19 protein-coding genes are annotated in these 26,029 nt (G+C 66.1%); 14 read left to right on the plus strand and 5 right to left on the minus strand.

Annotated features, from left to right (window positions below; translation table 11 throughout):
• The first annotated feature begins 49 nt into the window (after window positions 1-49).
• The 7 genes from tssK to AWB74_RS02090 are packed head-to-tail and all read left to right on the plus strand — an operon-like array spanning window position 50 to window position 11,559.
• Entirely contained in the window at window positions 50-1,390 is a 1,341-nt protein-coding gene (gene tssK / locus AWB74_RS02060) for a type VI secretion system baseplate subunit TssK (protein WP_061127755.1), read from the plus strand.
• A 21-nt stretch (window positions 1,391-1,411) separates the two neighbouring features.
• Window positions 1,412-2,740, plus strand: coding sequence for a DotU family type VI secretion system protein (locus AWB74_RS02065; RefSeq protein WP_061145068.1), 1,329 nt, complete (start codon window positions 1,412-1,414; stop codon window positions 2,738-2,740).
• Window position 2,741: 1 nt separating this feature from the next.
• Window positions 2,742-6,371, plus strand: a complete 3,630-nt coding sequence (gene tssM / locus AWB74_RS02070; RefSeq protein WP_061145069.1) for a type VI secretion system membrane subunit TssM — start codon at window positions 2,742-2,744, stop codon at window positions 6,369-6,371.
• A complete protein-coding gene (gene tagF, locus AWB74_RS02075; RefSeq protein ID WP_061145070.1) occupies window positions 6,368-7,138 on the plus strand; it encodes a type VI secretion system-associated protein TagF in 771 nt (256 codons plus the stop codon). The genes tssM and tagF overlap by 4 nt, the downstream gene beginning before the upstream one ends.
• Entirely contained in the window at window positions 7,135-9,000 is a 1,866-nt protein-coding gene (locus AWB74_RS02080; protein WP_061145071.1) for a serine/threonine-protein kinase, read from the plus strand. The genes tagF and AWB74_RS02080 overlap by 4 nt, the downstream gene beginning before the upstream one ends.
• A gap of 33 nt (window positions 9,001-9,033) precedes the next feature.
• Window positions 9,034-10,815: a murein transglycosylase A gene (mltA, locus tag AWB74_RS02085; protein ID WP_061145072.1), complete on the plus strand. Its 1,782-nt coding sequence runs from the start codon at window positions 9,034-9,036 to the stop codon at window positions 10,813-10,815.
• 36 nt (window positions 10,816-10,851) lie between these two features.
• Window positions 10,852-11,559, plus strand: a complete 708-nt coding sequence (locus tag AWB74_RS02090) for a response regulator transcription factor (protein WP_061145073.1) — start codon at window positions 10,852-10,854, stop codon at window positions 11,557-11,559.
• 32 nt (window positions 11,560-11,591) lie between these two features.
• On the opposite strand, the gene AWB74_RS02095 is transcribed toward AWB74_RS02090, so the two are convergent.
• Window positions 11,592-13,364, minus strand: a complete 1,773-nt coding sequence (locus AWB74_RS02095) for an ATP-binding response regulator (RefSeq protein ID WP_061145074.1) — start codon at window positions 13,362-13,364, stop codon at window positions 11,592-11,594.
• 232 nt (window positions 13,365-13,596) lie between these two features.
• On the opposite strand from AWB74_RS02095, the gene AWB74_RS02100 reads away from it, so the two are divergent.
• Window positions 13,597-14,376, plus strand: a complete 780-nt coding sequence (locus AWB74_RS02100) for a hypothetical protein (protein ID WP_061145075.1) — start codon at window positions 13,597-13,599, stop codon at window positions 14,374-14,376.
• Between the two features lie 41 nt (window positions 14,377-14,417).
• Here AWB74_RS02100 and AWB74_RS02105 read toward each other — a convergent pair whose 3' ends face one another.
• From AWB74_RS02105 to AWB74_RS02115, 3 genes are all read right to left on the minus strand, one after another.
• Window positions 14,418-16,064, minus strand: coding sequence for an EAL domain-containing protein (locus AWB74_RS02105; RefSeq protein WP_087038747.1), 1,647 nt, complete (start codon window positions 16,062-16,064; stop codon window positions 14,418-14,420).
• A 140-nt stretch (window positions 16,065-16,204) separates the two neighbouring features.
• Window positions 16,205-18,442 (minus strand): xanthine dehydrogenase family protein molybdopterin-binding subunit, encoded by a 2,238-nt coding sequence (locus AWB74_RS02110; RefSeq protein ID WP_061145076.1) that lies wholly within the window; start codon window positions 18,440-18,442, stop codon window positions 16,205-16,207.
• The gene (locus AWB74_RS02115) at window positions 18,443-18,898 is read right to left on the minus strand and encodes a (2Fe-2S)-binding protein (RefSeq protein WP_061145077.1); all 456 of its coding nucleotides are present in this window, start codon (window positions 18,896-18,898) and stop codon (window positions 18,443-18,445) included.
• A gap of 103 nt (window positions 18,899-19,001) precedes the next feature.
• Here AWB74_RS02115 and AWB74_RS02120 point away from each other — a divergent pair, with 103 nt between their 5' ends.
• Window positions 19,002-19,907, plus strand: coding sequence for a LysR substrate-binding domain-containing protein (locus tag AWB74_RS02120; RefSeq protein WP_061145078.1), 906 nt, complete (start codon window positions 19,002-19,004; stop codon window positions 19,905-19,907).
• Here the strand turns inward: AWB74_RS02120 and AWB74_RS02125 are convergent.
• Window positions 19,885-20,778: a LysR substrate-binding domain-containing protein gene (locus AWB74_RS02125; protein ID WP_061145079.1), complete on the minus strand. Its 894-nt coding sequence runs from the start codon at window positions 20,776-20,778 to the stop codon at window positions 19,885-19,887. The two genes, AWB74_RS02120 and AWB74_RS02125, sit on opposite strands and share 23 nt — an antisense overlap.
• A 245-nt stretch (window positions 20,779-21,023) precedes the next feature.
• Here AWB74_RS02125 and AWB74_RS02130 point away from each other — a divergent pair, with 245 nt between their 5' ends.
• Genes AWB74_RS02130 through AWB74_RS02150 form a run of 5 tightly spaced genes read left to right on the plus strand, consistent with a single transcriptional unit; the run spans window position 21,024 to window position 25,967 of the window.
• A complete protein-coding gene (locus AWB74_RS02130) occupies window positions 21,024-21,956 on the plus strand; it encodes an amidohydrolase family protein (RefSeq protein ID WP_061145080.1) in 933 nt (310 codons plus the stop codon).
• Window positions 21,956-22,888: an amidohydrolase family protein gene (locus tag AWB74_RS02135; protein ID WP_061145081.1), complete on the plus strand. Its 933-nt coding sequence runs from the start codon at window positions 21,956-21,958 to the stop codon at window positions 22,886-22,888. The genes AWB74_RS02130 and AWB74_RS02135 overlap by 1 nt, the downstream gene beginning before the upstream one ends.
• Before the next feature lie 55 nt (window positions 22,889-22,943).
• Window positions 22,944-24,329 (plus strand): UbiD family decarboxylase, encoded by a 1,386-nt coding sequence (locus AWB74_RS02140; protein WP_061145082.1) that lies wholly within the window; start codon window positions 22,944-22,946, stop codon window positions 24,327-24,329.
• Window positions 24,326-24,898 (plus strand): UbiX family flavin prenyltransferase, encoded by a 573-nt coding sequence (locus AWB74_RS02145; protein ID WP_061145083.1) that lies wholly within the window; start codon window positions 24,326-24,328, stop codon window positions 24,896-24,898. Before AWB74_RS02140 ends, AWB74_RS02145 begins: the two co-directional genes overlap by 4 nt.
• 22 nt (window positions 24,899-24,920) lie before the next feature.
• The gene (locus AWB74_RS02150; RefSeq protein ID WP_061145084.1) at window positions 24,921-25,967 is read left to right on the plus strand and encodes a CobW family GTP-binding protein; all 1,047 of its coding nucleotides are present in this window, start codon (window positions 24,921-24,923) and stop codon (window positions 25,965-25,967) included.
• The last annotated feature ends 62 nt before the right edge of the window (window positions 25,968-26,029 follow it).

Genomic DNA, 26,029 nt, shown 5'->3' on the forward strand with positions numbered 1-26,029 from the left:
GCGCTGAATCGTTCTCTGAGCATCGAGCCCACGCGCCACGCGAGGCACCATGACCTGGCATCAACGCATGATCTGGTCCGAGGGGCTGTTCCTCGAACCCCAGCATTTTCAGCAGCACGACCGCTTCATCGAGCATCTCGTGCGCTCGCATGCGCGCGCGACCGAGGCGTGGTCGTGGGGCTGGGCTGCCGTGATGCTCGACGAAATCGCGCTCGGGCTCGGCAAGATCGCGCTCGCGTCGGCGTTCGGCGTGCTGCCGGACGGCACCGCGTTCTCCTTTCCCGACGATGCGCCCGCGCCGCCGCCGCTCGACATCCCCGCCGGCACGCGCGATGAAATCGTGCTGCTGGCGCTGCCGCTCGCGCGCGCGGGCGCCAAGGAATTCGATGCCGACGGCAACACGGACAGCCGCATCGACGGCCTGCGCTTTCGCACGACCGACACCTCCGTCGCCGATGTGACGACGAGCACCGATCGCGTCGCGCAGATTCGCGTCGGCGCGCCGAACCTGCGCCTGATGCTCGCGCGCGACGCCACCGACGCCTTCGCGACCATCGGCCTCGCGCGCGTGCTCGAACGCCGCGCTGACAATCGCGTGCTGCTCGATCCCGGATACATCCCGCCGATGCTCCACGCGCACGCCGATCCGCGCCTCTTCGGCTACGCGCAGGAGCTGGCCGGCCTCGTGCATCAGCATGCGGACCGGCTCGCGAGCCGGCTTGCGAATCCGGGGCGCGGCGGCGTCGCGGAAATCGCGGATTTTCTGCTGCTGCAAACGCTCAACCGCTTCGAGCCGCAGTACGCGCATCTGCTGCAAGTGCCGCTTCTGCATCCCGAACGGCTCTATCAGACGACGCTCGCGCTCGCCGGCGATCTCGCCGCGTTCGACGAGCGCCGCCGAGTGCTCGCGTATCCGCCGTATCGCCACGACGATGTCGCCACGTCGTTCGAGCCGCTCATGCGCGACGTGCGGCAGCTCATCGGCATCGTGCGCGAACCGGATGCCGTCGCCATCGAATTGCAAAGCCGCAAGCCCGGCGTGCGCGTCGCCCGCATCGACGATCTGGCGCTCGTGAAGAGCGCGGGCTTCGTGCTCGCCGCGAACGCGCAGATGCCCGGCGAAACGCTGCGCACGCGCTTTCCCACACAGGTGAAGATCGCGCCCGCCGAAAAGCTGCGCGATCTCGTCAATCTCGCGCTGCCGGGCATCGGGCTGCGCGCGATGCCGGTCGCGCCGCGCCAGATTCCGTTTCACGCGGGCTTTTCGTACTTCGAACTGGATCGCGGCGGCGAGCTGTGGAAGGAATTGGAGCAGACCGGCAATCTGGCGATGTATATCGCCGGCGACTTTCCCGCGCTCGAACTCGAATTCTGGGCGATCCGTCATTGAAGAGCGAGGTCATCGGACACCATGGCGCACGACGACGATCCCTTCGCAGGCTTCGAATCCGATCAGACGATGATCAAGCCCAATCCCGGCGCGCGGCGTCGCAGCGCGGGCAGCGGCAGCACGGAAGGCGCGTATGCGGCGTCGGGTGCAACGGCGGCGTCGGCCGGTTCCGGTCAGCGGGCATTCGACACGGCCTTCGCGGGCGGCGGCGCGGTCAATCCGCTGGTCGCGGCGTGCGCCCCGCTGTTGCAGCTCGCGCCGCGCATCCGCACGATGAGCGCCTGCGCCGATCCCGCCGCGCTGCGCGACTCGCTCGCGGCGGGCGTGCGCCGCTTCGAGGACGAGGCGCGCGCGAACGGCATCGCGTCGGAACAGGTGACGGCGGCGCGCTACATCGTCTGCACGATGCTCGACGAAGCCGCTTCCGGCACGCCGTGGGGCGCGGGCGTCTGGGCGCGGCAAAGCCTGCTCGTCACGTTTCACAACGAAGCGTGGGGTGGCGAGAAAGTCTTTCAGTTGCTCGCGCGGCTCGCGCAGAAGCCCGCGCAGCATCTGCATCTGCTGGAACTGGCGAACATGGTGCTCGCGCTCGGCTTCGAGGGACGCTATCGCGTGGCCGCGCAAGGCCGGCAGACACTCGACGCGATCCGCGCGCGGCTGTATCAGCTGATCCGCAAGGAGCGCAGCGAGCCCGAGCGCGCGCTGTCGCCGCACTGGCAAGGCGTGCCGACGGCGCGGCGGCGCACGACCGACGTGCTGCCGGTCTGGGTCGTCGGCGCGTTCGCGCTGTTGCTGCTCGCAGCCGCCTGGCTCGCGATGAGCTTCCAGCTCGGCCGCGCATCCGACCCGGCGTTCGATACGCTCGCGTCGATCCGCGCGGGCGCGCAGCGGCCGCTCGTCGTCACGCAGGCGGCGCGGCCGCGTCTCGCGGAATTTCTCGCGCAGGAAATCCGCGATGGCCTCGTCGCCGTCGATGACCGCGTCGACCGCTCCGTCGTCACGCTGCATGGCGACAACGTCTTTCGACCCGGCAGCGCCGATGTCGCCGAACAAACGAAGCCGCTGATCGGGCGCATCGCGGCGGCGCTCAAGGCCGTGCCGGGCAACGTGCTCGTCACCGGCCACACCGACGACCGTCCGATCCGCTCGGCACGCTTTCCGTCGAACTGGGAGTTGTCGCAGGAACGCGCGGCGAACGTGCGCGATCTGCTCGCCGCGAGCGTCGCGCCCGAGCGCCTGAAAGCCGAAGGCAAAGGCGACGCCGATCCCGTCGCACCGAACGATTCGCCCGCCGGCCGCGCGCGCAATCGCCGTGTCGAGGTGACGCTGTTCGCGAAGCCGGGAAGCTGACATGAAGAAGCTCTTCTCGATCCTGTTTCATCCGGTGCTGCTGCTGATCGTCGGCTTGCTGCTGGTTTCGGGCGCGATCTGGATCGCCGGGCCGCTCGTGTCGTTCGCGCGCACCTATCCGCTCGAATCGGCGACGGCGCGCTTCGTCGCGATCGGCTGTGTCGTGCTGCTGCTCGTGTTGCGGCGAATCTGGGTCGCGTGGCGTGCGCGGCGCACGCAGGCGGCGCTGTCGGCGGGACTTGCCGCGACCGTCGACGCGCCGCGCCGCGAGGCCGCGCCGCAGACCGCCGGCGAAGCCGAAGTCGCGACCCTCGGCAAGCGTTTCGACGAAGCGCTCGCCGTGCTGCGCGATGCGCGCCTCACGGCGTCGGGCAGAAAGCCCGGCTGGCGCGACTGGGTCACGATGTCCGGCCGGCAATATCTGTATCAGTTGCCGTGGTACATGTTCATCGGCGCGCCGGGCGCGGGCAAGACCACCGCGCTCGTGCATTCGGGCCTGCGCTTTCCGCTCGCCGAGCGTTTCGGCACCGACCGGATTCGCGGCGTCGGCGGCACGCGCAATTGCGACTGGTGGTTCACCGACGAAGCCGTGCTCATCGACACCGCCGGGCGCTATACGACGCAGGAAAGCGACCGCGACACCGATCAGACCGCGTGGCAAGGCTTTCTCGCGCTGCTGAAGAAGACGCGCCCGCGCCAGCCGATCAACGGCGTGCTACTGACGCTCGCCGTCCCCGATCTGCTCGCCGCGACGCCCGCGAGCACGGACGAGACGGCATCCACCTTGCGCGCGCGCATGCGCGAATTGACGAAGGCGTTCGGCACGCGCTTTCCGGTCTATGTGCTCATCACGAAAACGGATCTGCTCGCGGGATTCACGGAGTTTTTCGCTGACATGCCGAAAGAAGAGCGCGCGCAGATCTTCGGTTTCACCTTCCCTTTCGATCCGAAGCACCCGCTCAGCGATGCGGAATTCCGCGCGCGCGTCGACGCCGAGCTGGACGCGCTCGAAGCGCGTCTGGTCGCGCGTCTGCCGGATCGCCTGAACGCCGAGAGCGGACTTGCGCAGCGCGCGGCGATCATGGGTTTTCCGCAGCAATTCGCGGCGATCCGGCCGTTGCTCGCCGACGCGTTGCGCGCGACCTTCGTGCAGTCGAAGCACGAGGACATGCCGCTTCTGCGCGGCGTCTACTTCACGAGCGGCACGCAGGAAGGCACGCCGATCGATCGCGTGCTCGGCTCGCTTGCGCGCGCGTTGGGCATGGAGCGCGGCGTGCCGCCGCCGCGTCCGTCGAGCGGGCGCAGTTACTTCATCGAGCGGCTGTTGACGCAAGTCGTGTTCGCGGAACAAGGGCTCGCCGGATCGAATCTGCAATGGGCGCGCAGGCGTCATCTGTGGCGGCTGTGCGCCTATGCGGCGATCGCGGCCGTGACGGTCGGCGTGCTCGCGCTCTGGAGCACGAGCTATCTGCGCAACCGCGCGTATGTCGCGAACGTCGACCAGAGCGCGCGCGCGGCGAAGCAGGCGGTGGCGGGGACAACGGCGGCGGGCACGCAGCTCGTCGCGCTCCTGCCGCTCTTGTCGGCGGTGCGCCATCTCGCATCGACGCCGCAGGTCGATGCCGCGCATCCGCCGATCGCGATGCAGTTTGGCCTGTGGCAAGGCGCGAAGCTCGACGCCGGCGCGACGGGCGCTTACGAGCGCCTGCTGACCGATCTGTTCCTGCCGAAGCTCGCGGCGCGCATCGAGGAACAGGCGCGCAGCGCGAGTCCCGCGAATGCCGGCTATGCGTATGAAGCGCTCAAGGCGTATCTGATGCTGAACCAGCCCGATCATCAGGATGCCGATGCGCTCAAGGCGTGGATTCTCACCGACTGGGACCGGTCGCTGCCGCGCGAAGTCGGCAACGAGGAACGCGCCGCGCTTAGCCGGCACCTCGATGCGCTGTTGGCGCGCGGCGTCGTGCATCCGAATCTGCCGTTCGACGAGCGGCTCGTCGCGCATCTGCGCGGCATGCTCGCCGCGAGCACGCTCGCGCAGCGCGTGTATGGGCGCGTGAAGCAGCAAGGCGTCGGCGCGGATTATCCGGAGTTCACCGTCGCGCATGCGGGCGGGCCGAACGCATCGCTCGTCTTCACGCGTTCGAGCGGCGCGCCGCTCACGCGCGGCGTGCCGGGGCTTTATTCGTTCGACGGCTATCACAAGGCGTTCCTGAAAGCCGTCGATGAAACCGCCGCGCAGCTCGCCGCCGAAGAGCCGTGGGTGCTCGGCATCCGCGATCAGAGCGGGTTGCCGCGCGGCGATCCAGCCGCGATGCAGCGCCTCACCGAAGACGTGCGGCTGCTTTATTTGCAGGACTACGCGCGCATCTGGACGGAATTCCTCAACGATATCCGCATCGTGCACGCGGACTCGCTGTCGCAATCGACGCAGATCGCGCGCATTCTTTCCGCGCCCGATTCGCCGCTCGCCGCGCTGTCGAAGGCGGCGTCGCGCGAAACGACGCTCGGCGCGAAGCCCGAAGGCGAAACGACCGTCGTCGATCGCGCCAACGACAAGATCGGCGCGGCGCGCGAAAGGCTGCTGAAGGTGATCCGCGGCTCCGATCCGACGCAAATCGCGACGGTCGCGCCGGGCGCGCAGCTCGAGAGCATCGTCGATGACCGTTTTACCGGCCTGCGCGCGCTCGTCACGAGTCCGGGCGCGGGGCAGCCTGCGCCGATCACGCAGACGCTCGCCGTCATCAACGACGTCTACACGTATCTCAGCGCCACCGACGAAGCCTTGCAGCAGAAGACCGCGCCGCCGCCATCGGACGCGCCGGCGAAGCTGCGCGCGCTCGCGCCGCGCATGCCCGAGCCGATCCGCACCGCGCTGCTCGATCTCGGCAGCCAGGGCGCGGGGCAGGCGCAGCAGGCGCGGCGCGTGAATCTGTCGGCGGATCTGAAGGAGTCGATCTCGTCGTTCTGCAATCGCGCGGTGAGCGGGCGCTATCCGTTCGATCCGAATTCCGGGCGCGACGTGCTGCCCGAGGATTTCGGCACGCTGTTCGCGCCGGGCGGCAAGTTCGACGATTTCTTCCAGAAGAACCTGGCGCCCGACGTCGATGTCTCGGCGAAACCGTGGGCGTTCAAGAAATCGGATGCGTCGGCGTCGCAGATCAGCCCGGCCGGGCTCGCGCAGTTCGAGCGCGCGGCGACGATCCGCGGCGTGTTCTTTCGCGGCGGCGGCAAGGCGCCCGCGCTCGCGTTGCAGTTCAAGCCGCTCGACATGGACCCGACGATTCTCTCCTTCACGCTCGATGTCGACGGGCAGGTGCTCACCTACGCGCACGGCCCGCAGATCGCCACCGCGATCCAGTGGCCCGGCACGCGCGGCTCGCAACGCGTGAGCCTGCAACTGACGCCGCCGCCGACGAGCGGCGCGCGCAATCTCGTGTTCGAAGGCCCGTGGGCGCTCTTTCGCATGTTCGACCGGCTCGACGTGCAGCCGACCGAACAGCCCGAGCGCTTCATCGTCACGTTCGATGTCGAAGGGCGCAAGACGCGCTTCGAAGTGACGGCGAACAGCGTCGAGAATCCGTTCCGGCTCGCCGATCTGCGCGCGTTCTCCTGTCCGGAGCGGCTATGAGCGATGCGGGAGACGACGCCCTGGCGGACGACGGCGCAGCGATCGCGGGCTGGTACGGCAAGCTGCCCTCGCTCGGCGATTTCGCGGCGCGAAGGCTCTCCGACGCGTTCGTCGCGCCGTGGGACGCGTGGCTCGCGCAGCGCGTCGCCGAAACGCAGCTCGCGCTCGGCGACGAATGGCTGGCGCTCTATCTCACGTGCCCGGTGTGGCGCTTTTTCGCGATGCCGGGCGCGATCGCACCGACGCTCGGCGCGTGCTGGACGGGCGTCGTGATGGCGTCGGTGGATCGTGTCGGGCGGCATTTTCCGTTGACGATCGCGGCGTCGATGCCCGCGGCGCCATCGACGGGCGGCGAAGTCGCGGCGCTCTGGCGATGGTTGGCGGCGATCGAAGGCGTGGCGCTCGCCGCGCTCGATTTCGATCACAGCATCGAGCGGCTCGACGCGCAGCTCGCGACGCTGCCGGTGCCGCAGCCCGTGCGCGCCGGCACGCGCGCCGCGGTGCTCCAGGAGCCGTGGATCGTGCAGTCGGCCGCGGCGCTGCCCGACGCGCTCGCCCGCACGCTTGCGCCGGTCTGGCAGACGGAGGTCTACGGCATGAGCATGTGGACATCGGCGCAGACGCCGCCAGACTCGAACGGCGCGAACGAAGGGGACGATGCCGCGGAAGCGCGGGATTCGACGCCGCGCCCGTTCACCATCTGGCCCGTGTACGGCCTGCCCGACACGGCGCTCTTCACCACCCTGCTGCGGGACTGCGGATCATGAATGCGACGGGCAGGCTTCCGGGCGGGGACGGCAGCACGACCGGCGGCAGCACGACCGGCAACAGCGGCAAGACCGAAAAGAATCCGGGCGATGTCGGCGACGAAGACAAGACGGTGATCGTCGGCGGCGGCGCGCGCGTGCCTTCATCGGCGATGGCGGCGATGGCGGGCATGAGCGCGCCCGACACCGCGCCGATGCACACCGTCCTGCCGCCCGGCACGCGCCTCGGCGAATTCGAGATCGTGCGGCTGATCGGCGAAGGCGGCTTCGGCATCGTCTATCTGGCGTTCGATACCTCGCTCGATCGCTATGTCGCGGTGAAGGAGTACATGCCGGCGGCGCTCGCATCGCGCGTCGGCGTGACGCAGGTTCAGGTCAAGTCCGAGCGCTACGAGCCGATGTTCCGCGCCGGCCTCAAGAGCTTCATCAACGACGAGGCGCGGCTGCTCGCGCGCTTCGATCATCAGTCGCTCGTGAAGGTGTATCGATTCTGGGAAGCCAACGGCACCGCCTACATGGCGATGCCCTACTACAAGGGCGTGACGCTCAAAGAAGCGCTGCACGCGATGAAGAAGCCGCCCGACGAAGCCTGGCTGCGCGCGCTGCTCACGCCGCTCATCGATGCGCTCGCGGTGCTGCACGCGTCCGACTGCTTCCATCGCGATATCGCGCCGGACAACATCATCTTGCTGGAAGGCAGTCATCGGCCGGTGCTGCTCGATTTCGGCGCGGCGCGGCGCGTGATCGGCGACATGACGCAGGCGCTCACGGTCATCCTCAAGCCGGGCTATGCGCCGATCGAGCAATACGCCGAAGTGCCGTCGATGCGGCAAGGGCCGTGGACGGATCACTACGCGCTCGCCGCGCTCGTGTATTTCGCGGTGACCGGCAAGACGCCGCCGCCGTCGGTCGGGCGCGTGGTGAAGGACAGCTATCAGCCGCTCGCGAAACTGGCGGCGGGCCGCTATTCGGATCGCTTTCTGAAGGCGATCGATCATGCGCTCGCGGTGTCGCCCGCGCATCGGCCGCAGACGGACCGGCAGTTCGCGGCGGAACTCGGCATCTCGCTCGACGATGCGCCGGAATCGCACGTCAAGACTCGCGCGGGCGCGTCGGCGGGGCGCAGGCGCATTGGCTGGACGCTCGGCGTGGCGTGCGTGCTTGCGGCGGCGGCCACGCTCGGCTGGTTCGCGCCGCGCTTCGCCTCGCATGCGCCTGCGCCTGCGGGCGAGCGCGCCGCGAGTGCGCCGGTCCTGGCGTCCGTGGCTGAAACACCGGCATCGGTTGCTTCGGCGGTCGTGGCTCCGCCGTCCGCGCCGCCGCCCGCATTGCCGCCGTTCACGCCCGACGGCGAGTTCGCGCGCATCGTTTCGCTCGCCGATCCGTCGTTCCATGTCGAGGTGGAAGTGCCTCTGGCGCGCGCCGTCGTCGACAAGGATTTGCTGCGTTTCGCGCTCACGAGCAATCGCGAGGGCTACGTCTATGTGTTCGTCGTCGATCCGGCGAATCAGTACTTGCAACTGTTTCCGAATGCGCTCGATCGCGATAACCGCATCGGCAAAAAGAAGCGTCTGGTGCTGCCGCGCCCGAACTGGCCGATGCAGGCGGGCGAGCCGGTCGGCGAGAACCATTTCATCGCGATCGTATCGGCGGCGCCGCGCGACTTTCCCGCGCTCGATCTCGTGCACGATGCCGTCTTCGCCAGTCTCTCGCCCGACGCGCAGCACGCGGCGGCGGCGCAGCGCACGCTGAGCGTGTCGCCGTTCGCGGGCGTGCCGTCGTGCGGCGACAAGGCGCCTTCGTGCCCCGTCGCGTATGGCGCGGCGGCGTTCAAAATCGACGTCGTCCGTTCGTCTAGATAGCGCAATGCAACGCGGTCGCAAGACGAGGGCATCATGGCAACACGAACGAAGCCGCTGTCGATCACCCGCGGCGAGCGCGCCGCACTTTCCGCTTTCGTGGCCGTGACGCTCGCCGGATGCGCGGGCGCGCCGCACACGCCCGTCGCGCAGGACGACGTATCCGCTGCGGCGACATCCCGACCGGCCGATGACGACGCCCGCATGGTCAGCGCGACGGGCGCCGAACCGGGCATCGCGAATCCGTTGCCGGCGAGCCCGTCGGCAACGATCGGCGGCAGCGCGACGGCTTTCGCGACCAAGAACGCGCTCTATACGCCCGTGCCGTTTTCGAGCCTGCCCGGCTGGGGCGCGGACAACGTCGCCGAATCCTGGGACGCGTTCCGGCGCAGTTGCGGCGTGCTGGGCGGCAAGCCGGGATGGGCCGCGCCGTGCGCCGCGTCGCGCAATGTCGATCCAGCCAGCAGCGCCGCCATCCGGCGGTTTTTTGAGGACAACTTCACGGTCTACCAGATACGCAACGTCGACAAATCCGCGCGCGGCGTGCTGACGGGCTATTACGAGCCGATTCTGAAAGGCAGCCGCGAGCGGCGTCCGCCGTTTGTCTATCCCGTCTACGGCGTGCCGACCGACCTGCTGTTTCTCGACGCGCGGCGTCTGCCGCCCGGCGCACGCGGCACGCCGGTTCCGGCGCGCATCGAAGGCCGCAACGTCGTGCCGCTGTCGACCGTTTCGATGAGCGGCAAGACCTACACGCTGCGCGTCGGCGATACGGTGCCGGACATCCGCGACAAGAAGCTGCGATTGCGCCGCGAAGGCGCGAATATCGTGCCCTACTACTCGCGCGCGGAGATCGAGCGCGGTTTGAGCAAGGCGCCCGTGCTCGCCTATGTGGAAGACCCCGCGATGCTCTATTCTATGCAGTTGCAGGGTGCCGGAAAGATCGTGTTGCCGGACGGCAAGACCGTCATCCGGCTGGCCTATGCGGAGCAGAACGGTTTTGCGTTCAACCCGCCCGTCGCCAGCGCGGGAACGAAGGGTCGCAAAATTTTGGTGCGGGGCGTCGAGATCGACCTTGAAGAAGGCACCGTGAGCACTCGGATCACTCAAAACAATGCCGGCGGCGACGCTTCCGACGACGCGCCCCAGTCCTCATTGCTGCGTGGCGCGCAGGACCCGCCTCCCGCGAGCGCGCACGGCGATGCCGACTCCGCGCCGGAATCGCAGCTTCTGCGCGGTTTCACTCTCGCGAAGAGCGCCGCCGTGCGTCCGGCGCGCGTGAGTGCGCCATCGGCGCCGGCTGCGACGGCTGCCGGAACCGTCTCCGAGGCAAAAACCGCAGCGCCATCGCTCGCGGGCGCGCCGCCGATCAGCTACACCTACGCTGCATCGGACCCGAGTTATGTGTTCTTCCGCATGATTCCCGATTCGCCCGCCGGTCCCATCGGCGCACTCGGCGTGCCGCTTTCGGCGGGACGCTCGGCGGCCATCGATCCGCGCACGACGCCGCTCGGCGCGCCGGTTTTCATCGACGCGAGCGAGGGCGCGGGCGCGTCCGTCACGCGTCTTCTGATGGCGCAGGACGCGGGCGGCGCGATACGCGGCGCCGTGCGCGCCGATTACTTTTTCGGCACCGGGCCGCATGCGCAACAGCAGGCGAGCCGGATGAAGCAGCCCGCGCAAATGTGGGTGCTGCTGCCCAAAGGACTCCGGATTTCCGCGAAAGAAAGCGGCGTGCGCGTGCGAGGCGGTCCGATGGTCCCGAGCGCCGATTGCGTCGTGAGCGATCCGGACCTGTGCGTCGACGATACCCAATGACATGCGAGCGCTGAACGCACCCTAGCGGGAGAGCACATGAGGTTTCTCGTCGCCGATGACCACGAACTGATCCGCCAGGCCGTCAAGTCGCTATTGCGTGGAATCGATCCCGACGCGCAGTTCGACGAAGCCGACAACTGGGAAACGCTCGCCGCCGCCGCGCGGCCGGAAGCGAATCACGATCTCGCGATCGTCGATCTGCATATGTCCGGCATGGCGAGCGCGTCGTCGCTGACGGCGCTGCTGAAGGCGAACCCCGCGCTGCCGCTCGTGGTGTTGTCGGCGGAAGAATCGGTCGATGAGATGCGCGCCGTGCTCGCCGCCGGCGCGCTCGGTTTCGTGCCGAAGCGCGAGCCCGCCAACGTGATGGTCAAGGCGATCGAGCTCGTGCTGTCGGGCGGCGCGTATGTGCCGATCGAAGCGCTGAGTCTCATCGATCCGACGCCCTCGCGGCTCGCCCGCCAGAGCGCCGCCGAGCGCCCCCGCCCGGTCACGCATGCGTCGGCCGCCGCACTCGCGCCGCATCATCTGCATCTGATGGAAAATCTCTCGCCGCGGCAGCGCGAAATCATGCGGCTCGTGCATCGCGGCTGCACGAACAAGATGATCGCGCGCGAGCTGCAAGTGGCCGAGGGCACGGTGAAAGTGCATCTTTCGGTGATTTTCCGGGCGCTCGGCGTGCACAACCGGTCGTCGGCCATCGCGCTCATCAACGGCTGGCTGCAAAGCGGGCGCACGCTTTGAACGATGCGCGCCGATAACGTCGATGCCGCCGGTCACGCCGCCTCGTCCTGTCCGCGCGGCTGCAGCAGCGCATCGAGCGTGCGGCGCAGGCGCGTCGGCGTGACGGGCTTGTGGAGGATCGGCACGCCTTCGGCTGCGAGCGCCGCGAGTCCGGGCGACGTCATGTCGCCCGTGATCACCACGCTCGCCGGCTCGCCGTGCCCACGCCGCCGCAACGCCTCGCGCACCGCCTGAAGCACCTCGGCGCCGGTCCCGTGGCGATCGAGCTGGTAATCGCACAAGAGCGCATCGGGGACGAAGCCGTCGGAAATCGCACGCACCGCGGCGAGCTCGTCGCGGCAGCCGCGCACGATGCAGCCCCAGCGCGCGAGCAGCGCGCCGAGTGCGTCGAGGTTCGCAGGATCGTCGTCGACACACAGCACGCGGCGCCCTTCGATACATCCGCCAATCGATAACGGCGCGCACAGACTCGACGTCACGAGGCTCGCATCGCCGAGCCGGACCGGCACGCGGATGGTCGTGCCGCGGCCAGGACCGGAACGCAGTACCGGTTCCCCGCCGAGCAGACGCGTGAGACGGCGCACCGTCGCGAGTCCGAGTCCGTGGCCCTGACGCGCGGCATATTGCGGCAGCGGCGCCTGATAGAAGTCCTCGAAAACGAGCGCATGCTCGTGCGGCTCGATGCCGATGCCCGAATCGCGCACTTCGACATGGCAGCGAACGGTGTCGCCGTGCCGCACGCCGATCCAGATCGAGCCGCGCTCCGTGTAGCGCACGGCGTTCGACACCAGATTGCCGATCACGCGTTCGAGCAGCACCGGGTCGGTGAACGCGATACATTCCGTCGGCGCGATGCGCAGCGCCAGCCCTTTCGCTGCGGCGGCGGGCCGGAATTGCCGATCGATGCGCGCGAGCAGCTCCGCCAGCCGGAAATGCTGCGGTATGACCTGCGTCACGCCGCTTTCGATGCGCGCGAGATCGAGCACCTGATTGAAGAGCTGATTCAGCGCCTCGACATTGGCGATGATGTGCTGCGCGGACTCATCGCGTTCCTGCGCGCTCGCGCGGTTGTCGCTCAAGGCCTGCGCGAGCAGTCCGATCGCGTGCAGCGGTTGACGCAGATCATGACTCGCGGCCGCGAAGAAGCGTGTCTTCGCAAGGCTTGCTTCCTCGATCACGCTTTTCTGGACCGCGATGGTTTGCGCCTGGCGCTCCTGATGCACGCGCGCCGCGACGATGCCGCGAAACAGCCCGCGATATTGCGATCCGAACACATGCACGACGACGACGAACACCGCCAGCACGACGCCCAGTTCGAAGCGGCCGTCATCGGGCCATAGCAGGCTGATCGCGGTCAAGGGCAGAAGCAATGTCAGCACCGCGCCCGACAAATTGAGCAGATTCAGCCCGTTCGACACATAGGCGAGCGCGGCCAGCGTCACGAGCAGGACCGTTTGCGTGGAGACGAACGCGGCGGATTCGCTTCGGAACGCGAAGCAGATCGCGATGCCGGGCGCTGCATGCAGCAGCACATTTCTCAGCGCGTGCAGACGGATCCAGCGCCGGGCGTCGAACCGAAGCGGATCGCGCCACCGCCAACCCCAGAGACAGATCGCGAAACAGTTCGCAATCCCATAGAAGACGACGCACCAGAACAGGGGCCGCCCTGAATGCGTGTCTGGAAGACAGGATGCGCCGAGAACCGCAATGGAACACGCGTGCGCAATGAAGGATACGGGGTCCGCCGCGTAGAGCGCGCTTGCGAGATCCTCGTCGATCTCGCCATGCTCACGATCGCCATGCATCTGTCATCCCCTTTTTGCGTTGATTGCTTCGGGTGACGTCAGGCATCGGGCGGACGTTGTGAATCAGCGATGGCGTGTTCGCCGTGCGATTCCGGGTCGCCTGCTTGACCGGTTTACCCAAAAGTTTAGTCAACGGATATGACTAATTCCATATTGGTCGTTCCATAGGAGAAAACCATACTCATGACGTTGCCACCTATTCGAGGGGATTGACAACGTGGAGACCTTAACGATGAATCCCGTCTGCGAGACGGGCGCGCCTTCGATGCTCACGGATCTGTGGCGCAGGCGCACGCAACTGTCGCAGGACGAAATGGCGTCCATCTACAAGCTCGTGAAAGGCGCATTGCGCAGCTATCACCCGCCCGAGCTGCAATCGCTCAAGGAGGACAAGGAGGAACTCGTCGCGCAATTCATTTATTCGAAAGTGCTGCGGCTCGAACCGGGACACGGCGAATCGCACGCGAGCGAGCAGAGCGCGCCATCGAGCGGCTATGCCGTATGCACGTATTTCAGGCGCTTTCTGATCGATTGCCTGCGCAGCGCGAGCTATCAGCGCGACGTGTCGATGGAGCTCGACGGCATCGTCCAGCAAGTCGATGCGCACGCGCATGCCGTCGACGATCCGGTCGAATCCGTGCTGATGCAATACGGTCTCGACGAAGCGCGTGTGCGACGTCTCGCGCGAGCCTTCATCGACGATCTCGACAAGTACGAGCAACTCGTGCTCGCGGGTACCCTTGGCTGGTGCTCGGGCGGTAAAGGCGGCCTGTTCGGGATCGCGACGCGGCATCACATTCCTTCGTACCACTATCGCGCGGTCCGGCTCGGCGTCACGTTGAAGAAATCGGCGCAAAGCGCGGACTTCGCCGCGACGAAGATCGGCCGATGGATCGGCGGCGTGCTCGGCATCCCGATCAGCGCGGAAAATCAGGCCGCGATTCTGCTCGTGCTGAATCTGCTTGCGGTCGAATCGAGTCAGACGATGTTTTCATCGGAGACGCACGGGTGACATTGAGCGACATTGAGCGTGAGCAAGGCACGGCGCAGACCTCAGCCTTGCGAGCGCGAATCGTGCTGACGTGTGCCGATGGCATCGACGACGAGACGGTCGTGGATACGACCATCGGCCTCGCGCGGGACTCGACTCTTCGTGAGCCATAAGACGAGCTCACTCGCGGACATCGCCTTTGCGTAATACCAGCCCTGTGCATACTGCACACCCTTGTTCAGGAGCCACGCCGCCTGCGCGCGTGACTCCACACCTTCGGCGACGATTTCCACGCCCAGTTCATGCGCCATCGCGATGATGTGCGGCGCGACGACGCTGGACGCAGCGTCCTGCACGATCGTGTCGACAAACGATTTGTCGATCTTCAGCACGTCGACCTCAAATGTTTGCAGGTACGAAAGACTCGAATAGCCCGTTCCGAAGTCATCGATATATACGGGATGCCCTGCTGCCCTGAAGGCGGCAATCACACCGCGCGTAGCGTCCACGTTCATGAAGCTGCGTTCGGTCGCTTCGACCCGTATCTGGGCGGGCGTAATCCCGGTTCCCTCGAGCGACGCCCTGAGCAGGTTCAGGAAGCGCAAGGTACGCAGATCGTCGCAACTCACGTTGATCGAGACATAGAACGATGGATTCGCGACCAGCAGGCGACCCAGCTCCGCGATGCTTTTCTCGAGCACGAGATCGGTCAAAGGCTGGATGAGACGGTTTTCTTCGGCGACCCGCACGAACACTTCCGGTGATATGGAACGTCCATTCAAAGTCCAGCGCACGAGCGCTTCCACGCCGATACATTGTTCATCGACGAGCCGGACGATTGGCTGGTAGACCACATCGATCTTGCGTCGTGAGATGGCCCATTCGAGCGTCGCGGGAAACGACAACTGTCGCGTGACGCGCCTGTATGCCAGCCAGCCAAGCGCTGCGCCTGCCACGACGCCGATCGAAAGCCACGCGGCCAGGACCTTGGGCCAGTCGCCCGCGACGCTGCTGCGCGCAGACTTGACGACCACCGCGAGCGGCCTAGTCGCGGATCGTGCGACCGCGTAATTCCACTGGTCGTTCTTCACCTTGCCGCCCTGCTTCCATGCGTCGAGCATCTCGTCCGGGTCCGCTCCCGGCGAGACAGCCAGCAGCCTTCCCGTCGTGGTCTGAATCGCCGCGATGGGCCGTCTGGCCGGATCGACGAGATCGACGTAGGAATTGGGATCGATCGAAACGTAATAGCCATTGCGGCCGATCAGGATGTCCTTGCGTACGTCGCTCAGAGGGCTCTTGCGCTGGAACCACACGAGGTAGCCGTCATTGCTGCGGTAGTCCGGCGGAGGCAGCGACAAATCCCTGGTGCGTACGTCGCCGAGCAGCGGTGAGCAGAGATAGCGGCCATCGCCGTATGCGCCCGCATCCTGGATGTACCGATAGTTGTACACGACGCGCGCCGCCTGTTCCAGGTTCGGGGGTGAGCACGGTGCGCCCGGTTCCCGGCCCAGATCGGAGAGGGCCGCAAACGCCTGATACGTGACGAGCTCCGTGCGCATGACGGCCTTGTCTGCAAGGTCGCCCAGCTCGGCGCGATCCCGCATTTCAACGTCCCTGTCCGCGATGTAGATGCTGGTGAGAACCGGGCCGATGGTGGCGAGACACCCAAGAGCAATCGAAGCCGAAATCAGCGTGATGCGCTTGATCATTGCGAAGCTCGTATGTGCGCGGCTGGGAACGAACGGCGGGTGAAATGCGTCCGGGATGCCGAACGTCAGACTAGAGAATAGTCCTTCCCGCCTCGTTTTCAATCGGCCTCGCGCAAGCCCCAGCCGAAATGCGTGCCCCGCTAGACGGATCGCAAATCGAACGGCGTTTCGCGCAGCCGCTTGCCGCTCAGCCTGAACACCGCATTTGCAACCGCTGGCGCCACCGAAGGGCTCGACAATTCGCCGACGCCGCCGGGTTTCGCCGGATCGCCCTGCACGATGACGATATCGATCTCGGGCAAATCACTCATGCGCATCACGCGATACGAATCGAAGTTCGTCTGCTGAACCCGTCCGTGGCGAATCTCGATGCGATCGGCCAGCGCATGTCCGAGACCCCACATGAGCCCGCCGTAGAGCTGCTCCTCGACGCCACCCGGCGACACTGCCAGCCCGCAATCGGCGACGCACGTCAGCTTCTCGATCACGATGCCGTCCTTGCGGCGCGCCACGCGCGCAATCACCGCGATATAGCTGCCATAGGCCCGATTCGTCGCGACGCCGAGCGCGGTGCCATGCGGCATCGGCTTGCCCCATCCGGCGCGCGCGGCGGCGTCGCGCAGCACGGCGGCATGGCGCGCATCCTTCATGTGCGCGATGCGAAAATCGACGGGATCGCGATGTCCCGCATGCGCCGCTTCGTCCATGAACGACTCGACCGCGAACACGTTCGGGATATAGCTCACGGCGCGATACCAGCCGGTCGGCACGCCCGTCTCGTGACGCACCCAGCCGATATCGACATGCGGCGCGCCATACGCGAACTCATACTTGCTGATCGCTTCCGTGGTGCTGTAATCCATGCGATCGGGCCGGTCGAAATAGCCCGGTTCCCATTGCTCCGGCGACGCCGGCATCACGGCGCGCAGCTCCAGCGCGGACAGATTGCCGCGCGCATCGAGCACGGCACGTCCGCGATGATGGCTCGCCGAGTGATAGAAAAGCGCGCGCATCTCGTCTTCGCGGCTGTTCATCAGCTTGATGGGCTTGCCGGTTTGCAGCGCGAGCCAGGTCACTTCGAACAGCCAGTATTTCGATTCGCGCGCCCCGAAGCTGCCGCCCGACACGAGCTCGTGCAGCACGACGCGATCCGCCGGAATATGGCCGATGACTTCGGCCGCCTCCTGCACCGTCGACGGCACCTGCAATCCGCCCCAATACTCGATGCCGCCATCCTTCGCCCACGCCGTCACATTGATGGGTTCGAGCGGATTCTGCGCCTTGTACGGCATCGAATAGGAAGCCTCGATCAGACGCGGGCCGCGCCTGAGGATCGACGCGGCATCGCCGTTCTTCACGGTCGGAACGACGCGCGCTTCGGGGTCGTCGAGCCAGGCGGCCTGTCGCGCCGAGAGGTCGCGGCTATCGAAGTTCTCGAACGGACTGTCTTCCCATTCGACATGCAGCGCAGCCTGTCCCTTGTGCGCGGACCAGTAGTCGTCGGCGATGACGGCGACGCCCGCCTGATTGCCGCCGAGCACATCGGGACGGCCCGGTATCGGCAGCACGCGGCGCACGCCGGGGACCGCCAGCGCGGCTTTTGCATCGACGCTGCGCACCCGCGCATCGATCACGGGCGCGCGCGTGACGACGGCCACCAGCATGCCGGGCAAGTGCACGTCGATGCTGTACTGAAACGCGCCCGTCGTCTTCTGCGCGGCGCCGCGCTTCTTGCGCAGCTTGCCGATGTATTTGAACTGCGACGGATCTTTCAACGGCACGTCCTTCGGCGCGGGCAGACTCGCCGCGATCACCGCGAGCGATCCATAACTCGCGCGCGCGCCGCTCGTCTTGTCGATCACGAAGCCGTTGTCGGTCGAGCAGGCGGACGGCGCCACCTTCCACTGTTGCGCGGCCGCCGCTATCAGCATGGCGCGCGCGGTCGCGCCCGCATGCCGCAGCCGATCGTATTCGAGCGACACGCTCGTGCTTCCGCCCGTCGAAAACACCTTCCACAACGGATGAATATAGTCCGCGTAGAAAGGATTCTCGGGCGTGATCACGTCGATGCGGAACGGATCGACATCGAGTTCCTCGGCGACCACCGCCGCCAGTGCGGTGCGCGTGCCGGTGCCCGAATCGTGCTTGTGGACGACGAGCTTGATCGTATCGTCGGGCAGCACACGGACCCATGCGTTGGGTTCGAATTCGCCCTTTTGCGGACGTGTTTCGCCGGTCGCGCCGGCGGATTTCGCGAGGGCCTCGGGTAACTGAAATCCGATTGCCAGCCCCGACGCCAGCAACGCCGAGCTCTGCGCGATGAAACGACGCCGCGCGGCGCCGTGCGCATTCGTGAAGGCCTGATCGTCGATGTGCATTCAGGCCTCCGATGCCGCGCGACGGATGGCTTTTCGAATCCGCGCATACGTGCCGCAGCGGCAGATATTGCCCGACATCGCCGCGGTGATCTCGTCATCGCTCACGGATGCCCGGCCCTTCAGGAACGCAGCCGCCTGCATCAATTGCCCCGACTGACAGTAGCCGCACTGCGGCACGTCTTCGGCGACCCACGCACGCTGCAACGGATGCGTGCCGTCCTTCGACAAGCCTTCTATCGTCGTGATGCGCCTGCCCGCGACGGCCGCGATCGGCAACAGGCAGGCGCGCACCGCCTCGCCGTCCAGATGCACCGTGCACGCGCCGCAGAAGCCGCCGCCGCAGCCGAACTTAGTCCCGGTCAGACCGATCCGGTCGCGCAGCACCCACAACAGGGGCATGTCTTCCGGTACATTGTCGAGCGGGTGCCGCGTGTCGTTGACGATGATCTCGATCATGCGCTGTCTCCTGATGTCGTCGTGCCTGCGGGCATTATCGAAAGCCGCCGCGCACCGCGCCAGCGACGATTTCTTCCATCATCCGTAAGCCCGGCTAACACCCATGCTGAAGCGCTACCCTTCGATCCAGTCGATGCAGGCTTTTCTGCAGGCCGCGCGCGCCGGCAGCTTTTCGAGCGCGGCGCGCCAGTTGTCGCTCACGCACAGCGCGATCAGCCAGCAGATCCGCACGCTGGAGGATTTCGTCGGGCAGCCGTTGTTCGTACGGGAAGGCGCGCGCGTCGTGCTGACCGACGCGGGCGCGCTGTTCGCCAATCAGCTTGCCGATGGCTTCGAGCAGATCGACCGCGCCTTGTCGTTCGTGAAAGAGCGCGCGGTGAAGCAGTCGATCACCCTCGATGTCGATCCGGAGCTCGCGCAAAGCTGGCTCGTCGCGCGGCTGCCCGCCTTGCTCGATGGACTGACGGGCACGTCGCTGACGCTGTTGTCCGCGCCACGCCATGATCGCAGCGCGTTCGAACGCGTGGATCTCGCGCTGCGCTACGGCTATGGCGAATGGGACGGCTTCGAAAACGCGCTGATCTGCGGCGACCGACTGACCGTCGTGGGTTCGCCCGAGCTTCTGAAGGCGCGCGGGCTCGACGCGCCGCTCACGCCGGAACAGGTGTTCGGCCTTCCCTTGCTCGGCTACACGAAGCGCTCATGGATTCCGTGGCTCGACGCCGCCGGCCTGCCCCCGGCCGAGCCCGAAGCGATCGCCGTCTTCGACAACGCGGCGGGACTGATCGCGGCGGCGAGCGCGGGCGTGGGCGCGGGACTCGCGTGCGGCCTGCTCGCCGCCGATGCGCGACGCGACGGCAGGCTGATCGAGCTCACGAAAGTGGAGATTCCGACGCACTACAACCTCTATGCCGTCTGGCCGCAAGACAAAGCGGCGCGCGTGGCGCCGCTCGTCGACGCGATCCGCGAGCTCGTTGCGCGCACGGTCAGTCCGGCCGATCGGCCATAGCCACTTCGCGCACGGTTTCGAGAAACCGGGCGAGCACCGGAGACGGCGTTTCTGCACGATACCGCGCATGCAGCGACACTTCGGGCGATGGCGCGGCAAGCGGCACGAACGCGACGCCGCCACCCGACAACTGCTGCGCCGACGAAGGCACCAGCGCGACGCCGAGTCCTTCGCGCACGAGGCACAGCAGCGTATGCAGTTCCACGACTTCCTGCTCGATGCGCGGCGTGAAACCCGCTTCGACACAGCACTCGCGCAGAAAGCGCGCGAGCTGCGACTCCAATAGTCCGAACGAAAGAAAACGCTCCGCCTGGAGTTCGCGCAACTCGACCTCATCGCGCGATGCGCACGGATGTGCGAGCGGCAACGCCACGACCGCGGATTCGCGGAACACGACTTCGCTGCCGATCTCCGGATCGTCGTGCGACACGCGAAAGAAACACACGTCGAGCCGGCGCTCTTTCAACGCCTGAATCTGCGCGGCGGGCGTCATTTCATGCAGCGTCCAGCGCACTTGCGGATGCCTGCGCGCGAACACGCCGAGCGTGCGCGGAATCGGCTCGACCATCGCCGAGCTGATGACGCCGATCTCCAGACGTCCCACTTCGCCGCGCCCCGCGCAACGCGTGAGATCGATCGCGCGCTCGAACTGCGCGAAGATCAGCGGCGCCTGTCCCTTCAGTGTTTTCCCTGCCTCGGTCAGTTCGACACGATGCTGTGAGCGCAGGAAGAGCGCCGTGCCCATCTCCTCTTCGAGGATGCGGATCTGCTGGCTCAGCGGAGGCTGCGAAATGTGCAGCCGCGCGGCTGCGCGGCCGAAATGCAGTTCGTCGGCAAGCACCGCGAAGTACCGCAAGAGCCGCATGTCCATATCGTCAACGTATCAAGATCGTGGTCAAAAAATATTGTACAGAGCGCCCGTTACTTGTGAGACTGCATCGCAAGCAGCAGTGCACATCAGTGTGACACTCGATGCCGGCGAGGGGAAGACGCGTTGCCATGGCGTCTTGCAAAAGGCCGCATGGGGCAAGCCTGCAAGGGCTTTCGTTCCATCGATGCGCCTGCCCGCGATCCGGCAACTGGACATGCCAGTTCCCCTCAAGGAGATCGAGAACAATGATCATCGACACAAGCTGTTATCCGACCAATCTCGTCGACCTCGCCTGGCGCCATGACGGCGAGCCCTTTTCGGGCGAGCGCCTCATCGAGGTGATGGACGGGCCGTACATCATCAACGGCAAGCCGCGCCGCATCGACAAGGCCTTCATTCAGCCGCCGCAAGGCAACACCATCTATACGTGGACCGACGGCGTGCGCTCCGGCCGCGAGTCGATCGACGACTACATGGCCTACACCGTCGAGCTGACGCAGAAGTATCCCGACCGCCTGCTCGGGTGTTTCGTCTATAACCCGCGCTGCGGTCCCGAGAACGGCGCCGATGCGATCGAGTTCTATGCGAAGGAGCATGGCTTCAGGATGGTGCAGTTGCAGGCCAACATGCACGCGTATCGTCCTGACCGCGCGCTCGACTGGCTGCGTCCCGCGCTGCGCAAATGCGCGGACCTCGGACTGATCGTGAAGCTGCACACCGGCGACGGCCCGTACAGCATCCCGAGCGAATGGTATCCGCTGATTCGCGAGTTTCCGTCGGTGCCGTTCATCATGGCGCACTTCGGCGTGCAGACCGGCGGCGTGTATTGCTTCGAGCCGTATCAGATGGCGCTCGACACGCCCAACGTGTATTGCGAATCGAGCTGGTGCCTGCAATCGCGCATCGTCGAGTTCGCGAAGGTGCTGCCCACGCACAAGATTCTCTATGGTTCCGACACGCCGCCCAACGAGCCCGGCATGTGGCTGCGTCTGCTCGAAGTGCTGTGTCACGAACCGCCGCAAGGTCTCAATCTCGACGAGGACACGCTGGAGGACTATCTCGGCAACAACCTCGCGCGCATGCTCGGCATCGAGCCGACCGCGCGGCCGAAGACCGTGCAGGAAGCACAGGCCTATCTCGATCAATGTAAAGAAGCCGACTACGCAGGAGCCCGTTGATGATCATCGATACCCATCTGCATCCGACCAATCTCGTCGACGAAGCCTGGCGTCATACGGGCGAGCCTTTCACCGGCGAGCGTCTTCTGAAGATGATGGACGGACCGTACATCATCAACGGCAAGCCGCGCCGCATCGACATGGGCTTCATCCAGCCGCCGCCCGGCAATACCGGCTATCGCGACGGCAACCGGCGCGGCCGCGAAGGCATTCGCGATTACATGGCGTATATCGCGGAGCTGACGCAGAAGTATCCGGACCGCTTCATCGGCAACTTCACGTACAACCCGCGCTGGGGTCCGGAGAACGGCGCGGCCGAACTCGAATTCCACGTGAAGGAGTACGGCTTCAAGATGCTCAAGCTGCACGCGAACATGCACGGCTACCGGCCGGATCGCGCGCTCGACTGGCTGCGTCCGGCGATGAAGAAGTGCGCGGAGCTGGGCGTCGTCGTGCTGATCCATACCGGCGACGGGCCGTACACGATTCCGACGCAGTTCTATCCGATCATCCGCGAGTTCCCGATGGTGAACTTCATCATCGGTCACTTCGGGATTCAGACGGGCGGCAATTACTCGTTCGAAGCCTTCTGGATGGCGATGGACACGCCCAACGTGTATTGCGAATCGGGCTGGTGCTATCAGTCGCGCATCGTCGAGTTTGCGCGCGAGCTGCCGCGCAACAAGATCGTGTTCGGCACGGATTCGCCGCCCAACGAACCGGGCATGTGGCTGCGCGAGCTCGAAATGCTGTGCGGCCCCGCGCCGCAAGGCATGGATCTCGATGAAGACGGTCTCGAGGATTACATGGGCAACAACATCGCGCGGCTGGTCGGCATCGAACCGACGAAACCGCCGAAGGATCTCGCCGAAGCGGAGAAGCGGCTGAAGGCGACCTACGTGAAGAGCGACGACGTCGCGCAACCTGCCTGACCTCACGCGGGCGCGGTCGTCCACGCGCCCTCGCTTCTCTCAAACGGAGTTCACGATGGCCGATAACCTCTTGCGCGCCACGCAGGACTTTCATTGCTTCGCGGACGCATACCGCGAACGATATCCGCACGATGTGCTGACGCTGCGCGATCCCGTATCCGCCGATCAGGACGTCACCGCGATCGTCGCGCAGCTCGCCGGGCGCGGACAGCATCCGATGCTCGTCTGCGAAAACGTCGACGGTATCGGCGTGCCGCTCGCGACGAACTTCTTTGCCTCACGCGAACGCATCGCGCGTCTGTTCGACGTGAACGCGAGCGGACTATTCGACGCGTATCAGCAGCGCGCGAATGCGCCGCTCACGCCTCTCTATGTTTCGAGCGGCCCCGTGCTCGATGAAGTCATCGAAGGCGATTGCGTCGATCTCGCGCAACTGCCGATGATCCGCCACTTCGACACGGATCGCGGCCCTTATGTGACGAACGCGGTGATCGTCGCGGAAGATCCGGTGACGGGCATCGCCAATCTCAGCTATCACCGTTCGATGCGCCATGCACGCAATGCCCTCGCGACGAGCCTGCATTCGCGCGGCCATACGTGGCGCATGCTGCAGGCGGCGAAGGCGCGCGGCGACACGCTGAAGGTCGCGATGGTCATCGGCGCGCATCCGTTGTTCATGCTCGCGGCGGCGGCGCGCGTGCCCTTCGGCGTCGACGAGCGCGCGATTGCGGGCGGACTCTTCGGCGCGCCGCTGGAACTGGTGCGCACGCCGCGTCATGGCATCGGCGTGCCGGCCGCGGCCGAGTTCGTGCTGGAAGGCACGATCGATCCGGATGCGCGCGCCGAAGAAGGCCCGTTCGGCGAATTCACCGGCTATTCGTCGGACCGCTCGACCAACAACGTGCTGCGCGTCGATACGATGATGCGCCGCCGCGACGCCTGGCTCGTCGATGTCGTCGGCGGTCCGTATGCCGAGCATCTGACGCTCGCGCGCCTGCCGCGCGAAGCCGAAATGAGCGAAAAACTGAAGGCGCGGTTTCCTTCGGTCACCGCCCTGCACTATCCGAACTCGGGCACGCATTTTCATTGCTACGTCGCGCTGAACCAGGCACGCGACGGCGAAGCGCGGCAGATCATGCTCGCTCTGCTCGGCTGGGATCCGTACCTCAAGCATGTGGTCGCGGTGGACAGCGACATCGACATCACCGACGACTCGCAAGTGTTATGGGCGATGGCCGCGCATGCGCAGCCGCGCGAGGATGTGTTCATCGTCGACGGATTGCCGGGCAGTCCGCTCGATCCGTCTTCGTCCGCGAACGGCACGACGTCGCGCATGGGTATCGACGCGACGCGCGGCGCGACGTTCGACGGCACACGCGCGCGCATCGGCGACGAGGCGGCACGGCGCGCGACGGAAATACTGAACGGAGCCGGACGATGAGCACGCGGCGCATCGCGGTCGGCATCAGCGGCGCATCGGGCTTCGTGTACGGCGTGCGCCTGCTGGAAATGCTACGCGAACTCGACATCGAAACGCATCTGACCGTATCGCGCAGCGCGCTCTTGACGATGTCGCACGAGACCGAACACAAGCTCGCGGATGTCAGCGCGCTCGCGAGCGTCACGTATCGCGCGGACGACATGGCTGCCGCCATCTCGAGCGGCTCGTTCCGCACGCTCGGGATGATCGTCGCGCCCTGCTCGATGAAGACGCTCGCGGAGATCGCAAGCGGCCTCTCGTCGACCCTGCTCTCGCGCGCCGCCGATGTCACGCTTAAAGAACGCCGTCCGCTCGTGCTGCTCGCACGCGAGACGCCTTACACGCTGGCGCATCTGCGCAACATGACCGCTGTCACTGAAATGGGCGGCATCGTCGCGCCGCCGGTGCCCGCCTTCTATGCGCGGCCCGCCTCGCTCGACGCGATGATCGATCACACGCTCGGCCGCGTACTCGATCTGTTCGGACTCGATTGCGGCGCTGTCACGCGCTGGAAAGAACACGAAGCATGACCCACTAGAAGGAGACGAAGCGATGACTCACATTCACACGACTCACAACGCGTTCGACAAGATTCCGGTCACGGTGTTGACGGGCTTTCTGGGCGCCGGAAAAACTACGCTGCTCAACTACATTCTTAAGGAGAAGCACGGCCACAAGATCGCGGTGATCGAAAACGAGTTCGGCGAAGTCGGCATCGACGGCGGCCTCGTGCTCGAATCCACCGAAGAGATCTACGAGATGACCAACGGCTGCGTGTGCTGCGTCGGCGCGGTGCGCGAGGATCTCGTGCGCATCGTGCGCATGCTGGTCGAGCGGCCCGAACGGCTCGATCACATCATCGTGGAGACGAGCGGGCTCGCCGACCCGTATCCCGTCGCGCAAACCTTCTTCATCGACGATCCCATCGCGCAGCGCGTGTCGCTCGACGCCGTCGTGACGATGGTCGATGCGAAACATATCGCCGCTCATCTCGACGATCTCGTGCTCGACGGCCGCGACAACCAGGCGGTCGATCAGATCGTGTGCGCGGATCGCGTCGTCATCAACAAGGTGGATCTCGTCACGCCGGAGCAGATCGCATCGTTGAAAGAGCGGCTTCGCACACTCAATGCGACGGCGGAGATCGTCGAATCGACGTATGCGCAAATCGATCTGCACAGGATTCTCGGCGTAGGCGCCAACGAGTTTGCGCAGCAACTCGTCGAGGCCGACGAGGACCACGACCACGATCATCAAGACGATCACCACCACGACGATCATCGTCACGATGAGAGCGTCTCTTCGGTCGGCATCGAAGTGAACGCGGACATCGATCTCGGCGCGCTGCACACATGGCTCGCCGAACTGCGCGCATCCGACGCGACGAAGCTCTTCCGCATGAAGGGCATCTTCGCCGTGAAAGGCCAGCCGTACCGCTATGTCTTGCAGGGCGTGCACGACATCATTGAACTCAAGGCGGCGCAGGCGTGGGGCAGCGAGCCGCGTTCGAGCCGCATCGTGTTCATCGGACGCGAGCTGGACCGTGCCGCGCTCAACGCGCGCTTTCATGCCTGTCTCGCCGTGCCGGTCGCGGCCTGACGAGCGATGCGTCCGGCGCGCACAGCGACGCGCCGGCGGACAGAGATAATCAGGAGACACGT

This window comes from Caballeronia arvi (assembly GCF_001544695.2).
GTDB lineage: Bacteria > Pseudomonadota > Gammaproteobacteria > Burkholderiales > Burkholderiaceae > Caballeronia > Caballeronia arvi.

Bases quoted from the DNA above. Each gene is read 5' to 3' on its own strand.
- tssK (WP_061127755.1), top strand. From the start codon at position 50: ATGACCTGGCATCAACGCATGATCTGGTCCGAGGGGCTGTTCCTCGAA.
- AWB74_RS02065 (WP_061145068.1), top strand. From the start codon at position 1,412: ATGGCGCACGACGACGATCCCTTCGCAGGCTTCGAATCCGATCAGACG.
- tssM (WP_061145069.1), top strand. From the start codon at position 2,742: ATGAAGAAGCTCTTCTCGATCCTGTTTCATCCGGTGCTGCTGCTGATC.
- tagF (WP_061145070.1), top strand. From the start codon at position 6,368: ATGAGCGATGCGGGAGACGACGCCCTGGCGGACGACGGCGCAGCGATC.
- AWB74_RS02080 (WP_061145071.1), top strand. From the start codon at position 7,135: ATGAATGCGACGGGCAGGCTTCCGGGCGGGGACGGCAGCACGACCGGC.
- mltA (WP_061145072.1), top strand. From the start codon at position 9,034: ATGGCAACACGAACGAAGCCGCTGTCGATCACCCGCGGCGAGCGCGCC.
- AWB74_RS02090 (WP_061145073.1), top strand. From the start codon at position 10,852: ATGAGGTTTCTCGTCGCCGATGACCACGAACTGATCCGCCAGGCCGTC.
- AWB74_RS02095 (WP_061145074.1), bottom strand. From the start codon at position 13,364: ATGCATGGCGATCGTGAGCATGGCGAGATCGACGAGGATCTCGCAAGC.
- AWB74_RS02100 (WP_061145075.1), top strand. From the start codon at position 13,597: ATGAATCCCGTCTGCGAGACGGGCGCGCCTTCGATGCTCACGGATCTG.
- AWB74_RS02105 (WP_087038747.1), bottom strand. From the start codon at position 16,064: ATGATCAAGCGCATCACGCTGATTTCGGCTTCGATTGCTCTTGGGTGT.
- AWB74_RS02110 (WP_061145076.1), bottom strand. From the start codon at position 18,442: ATGCACATCGACGATCAGGCCTTCACGAATGCGCACGGCGCCGCGCGG.
- AWB74_RS02115 (WP_061145077.1), bottom strand. From the start codon at position 18,898: ATGATCGAGATCATCGTCAACGACACGCGGCACCCGCTCGACAATGTA.
- AWB74_RS02120 (WP_061145078.1), top strand. From the start codon at position 19,002: ATGCTGAAGCGCTACCCTTCGATCCAGTCGATGCAGGCTTTTCTGCAG.
- AWB74_RS02125 (WP_061145079.1), bottom strand. From the start codon at position 20,778: ATGGACATGCGGCTCTTGCGGTACTTCGCGGTGCTTGCCGACGAACTG.
- AWB74_RS02130 (WP_061145080.1), top strand. From the start codon at position 21,024: ATGATCATCGACACAAGCTGTTATCCGACCAATCTCGTCGACCTCGCC.
- AWB74_RS02135 (WP_061145081.1), top strand. From the start codon at position 21,956: ATGATCATCGATACCCATCTGCATCCGACCAATCTCGTCGACGAAGCC.
- AWB74_RS02140 (WP_061145082.1), top strand. From the start codon at position 22,944: ATGGCCGATAACCTCTTGCGCGCCACGCAGGACTTTCATTGCTTCGCG.
- AWB74_RS02145 (WP_061145083.1), top strand. From the start codon at position 24,326: ATGAGCACGCGGCGCATCGCGGTCGGCATCAGCGGCGCATCGGGCTTC.
- AWB74_RS02150 (WP_061145084.1), top strand. From the start codon at position 24,921: ATGACTCACATTCACACGACTCACAACGCGTTCGACAAGATTCCGGTC.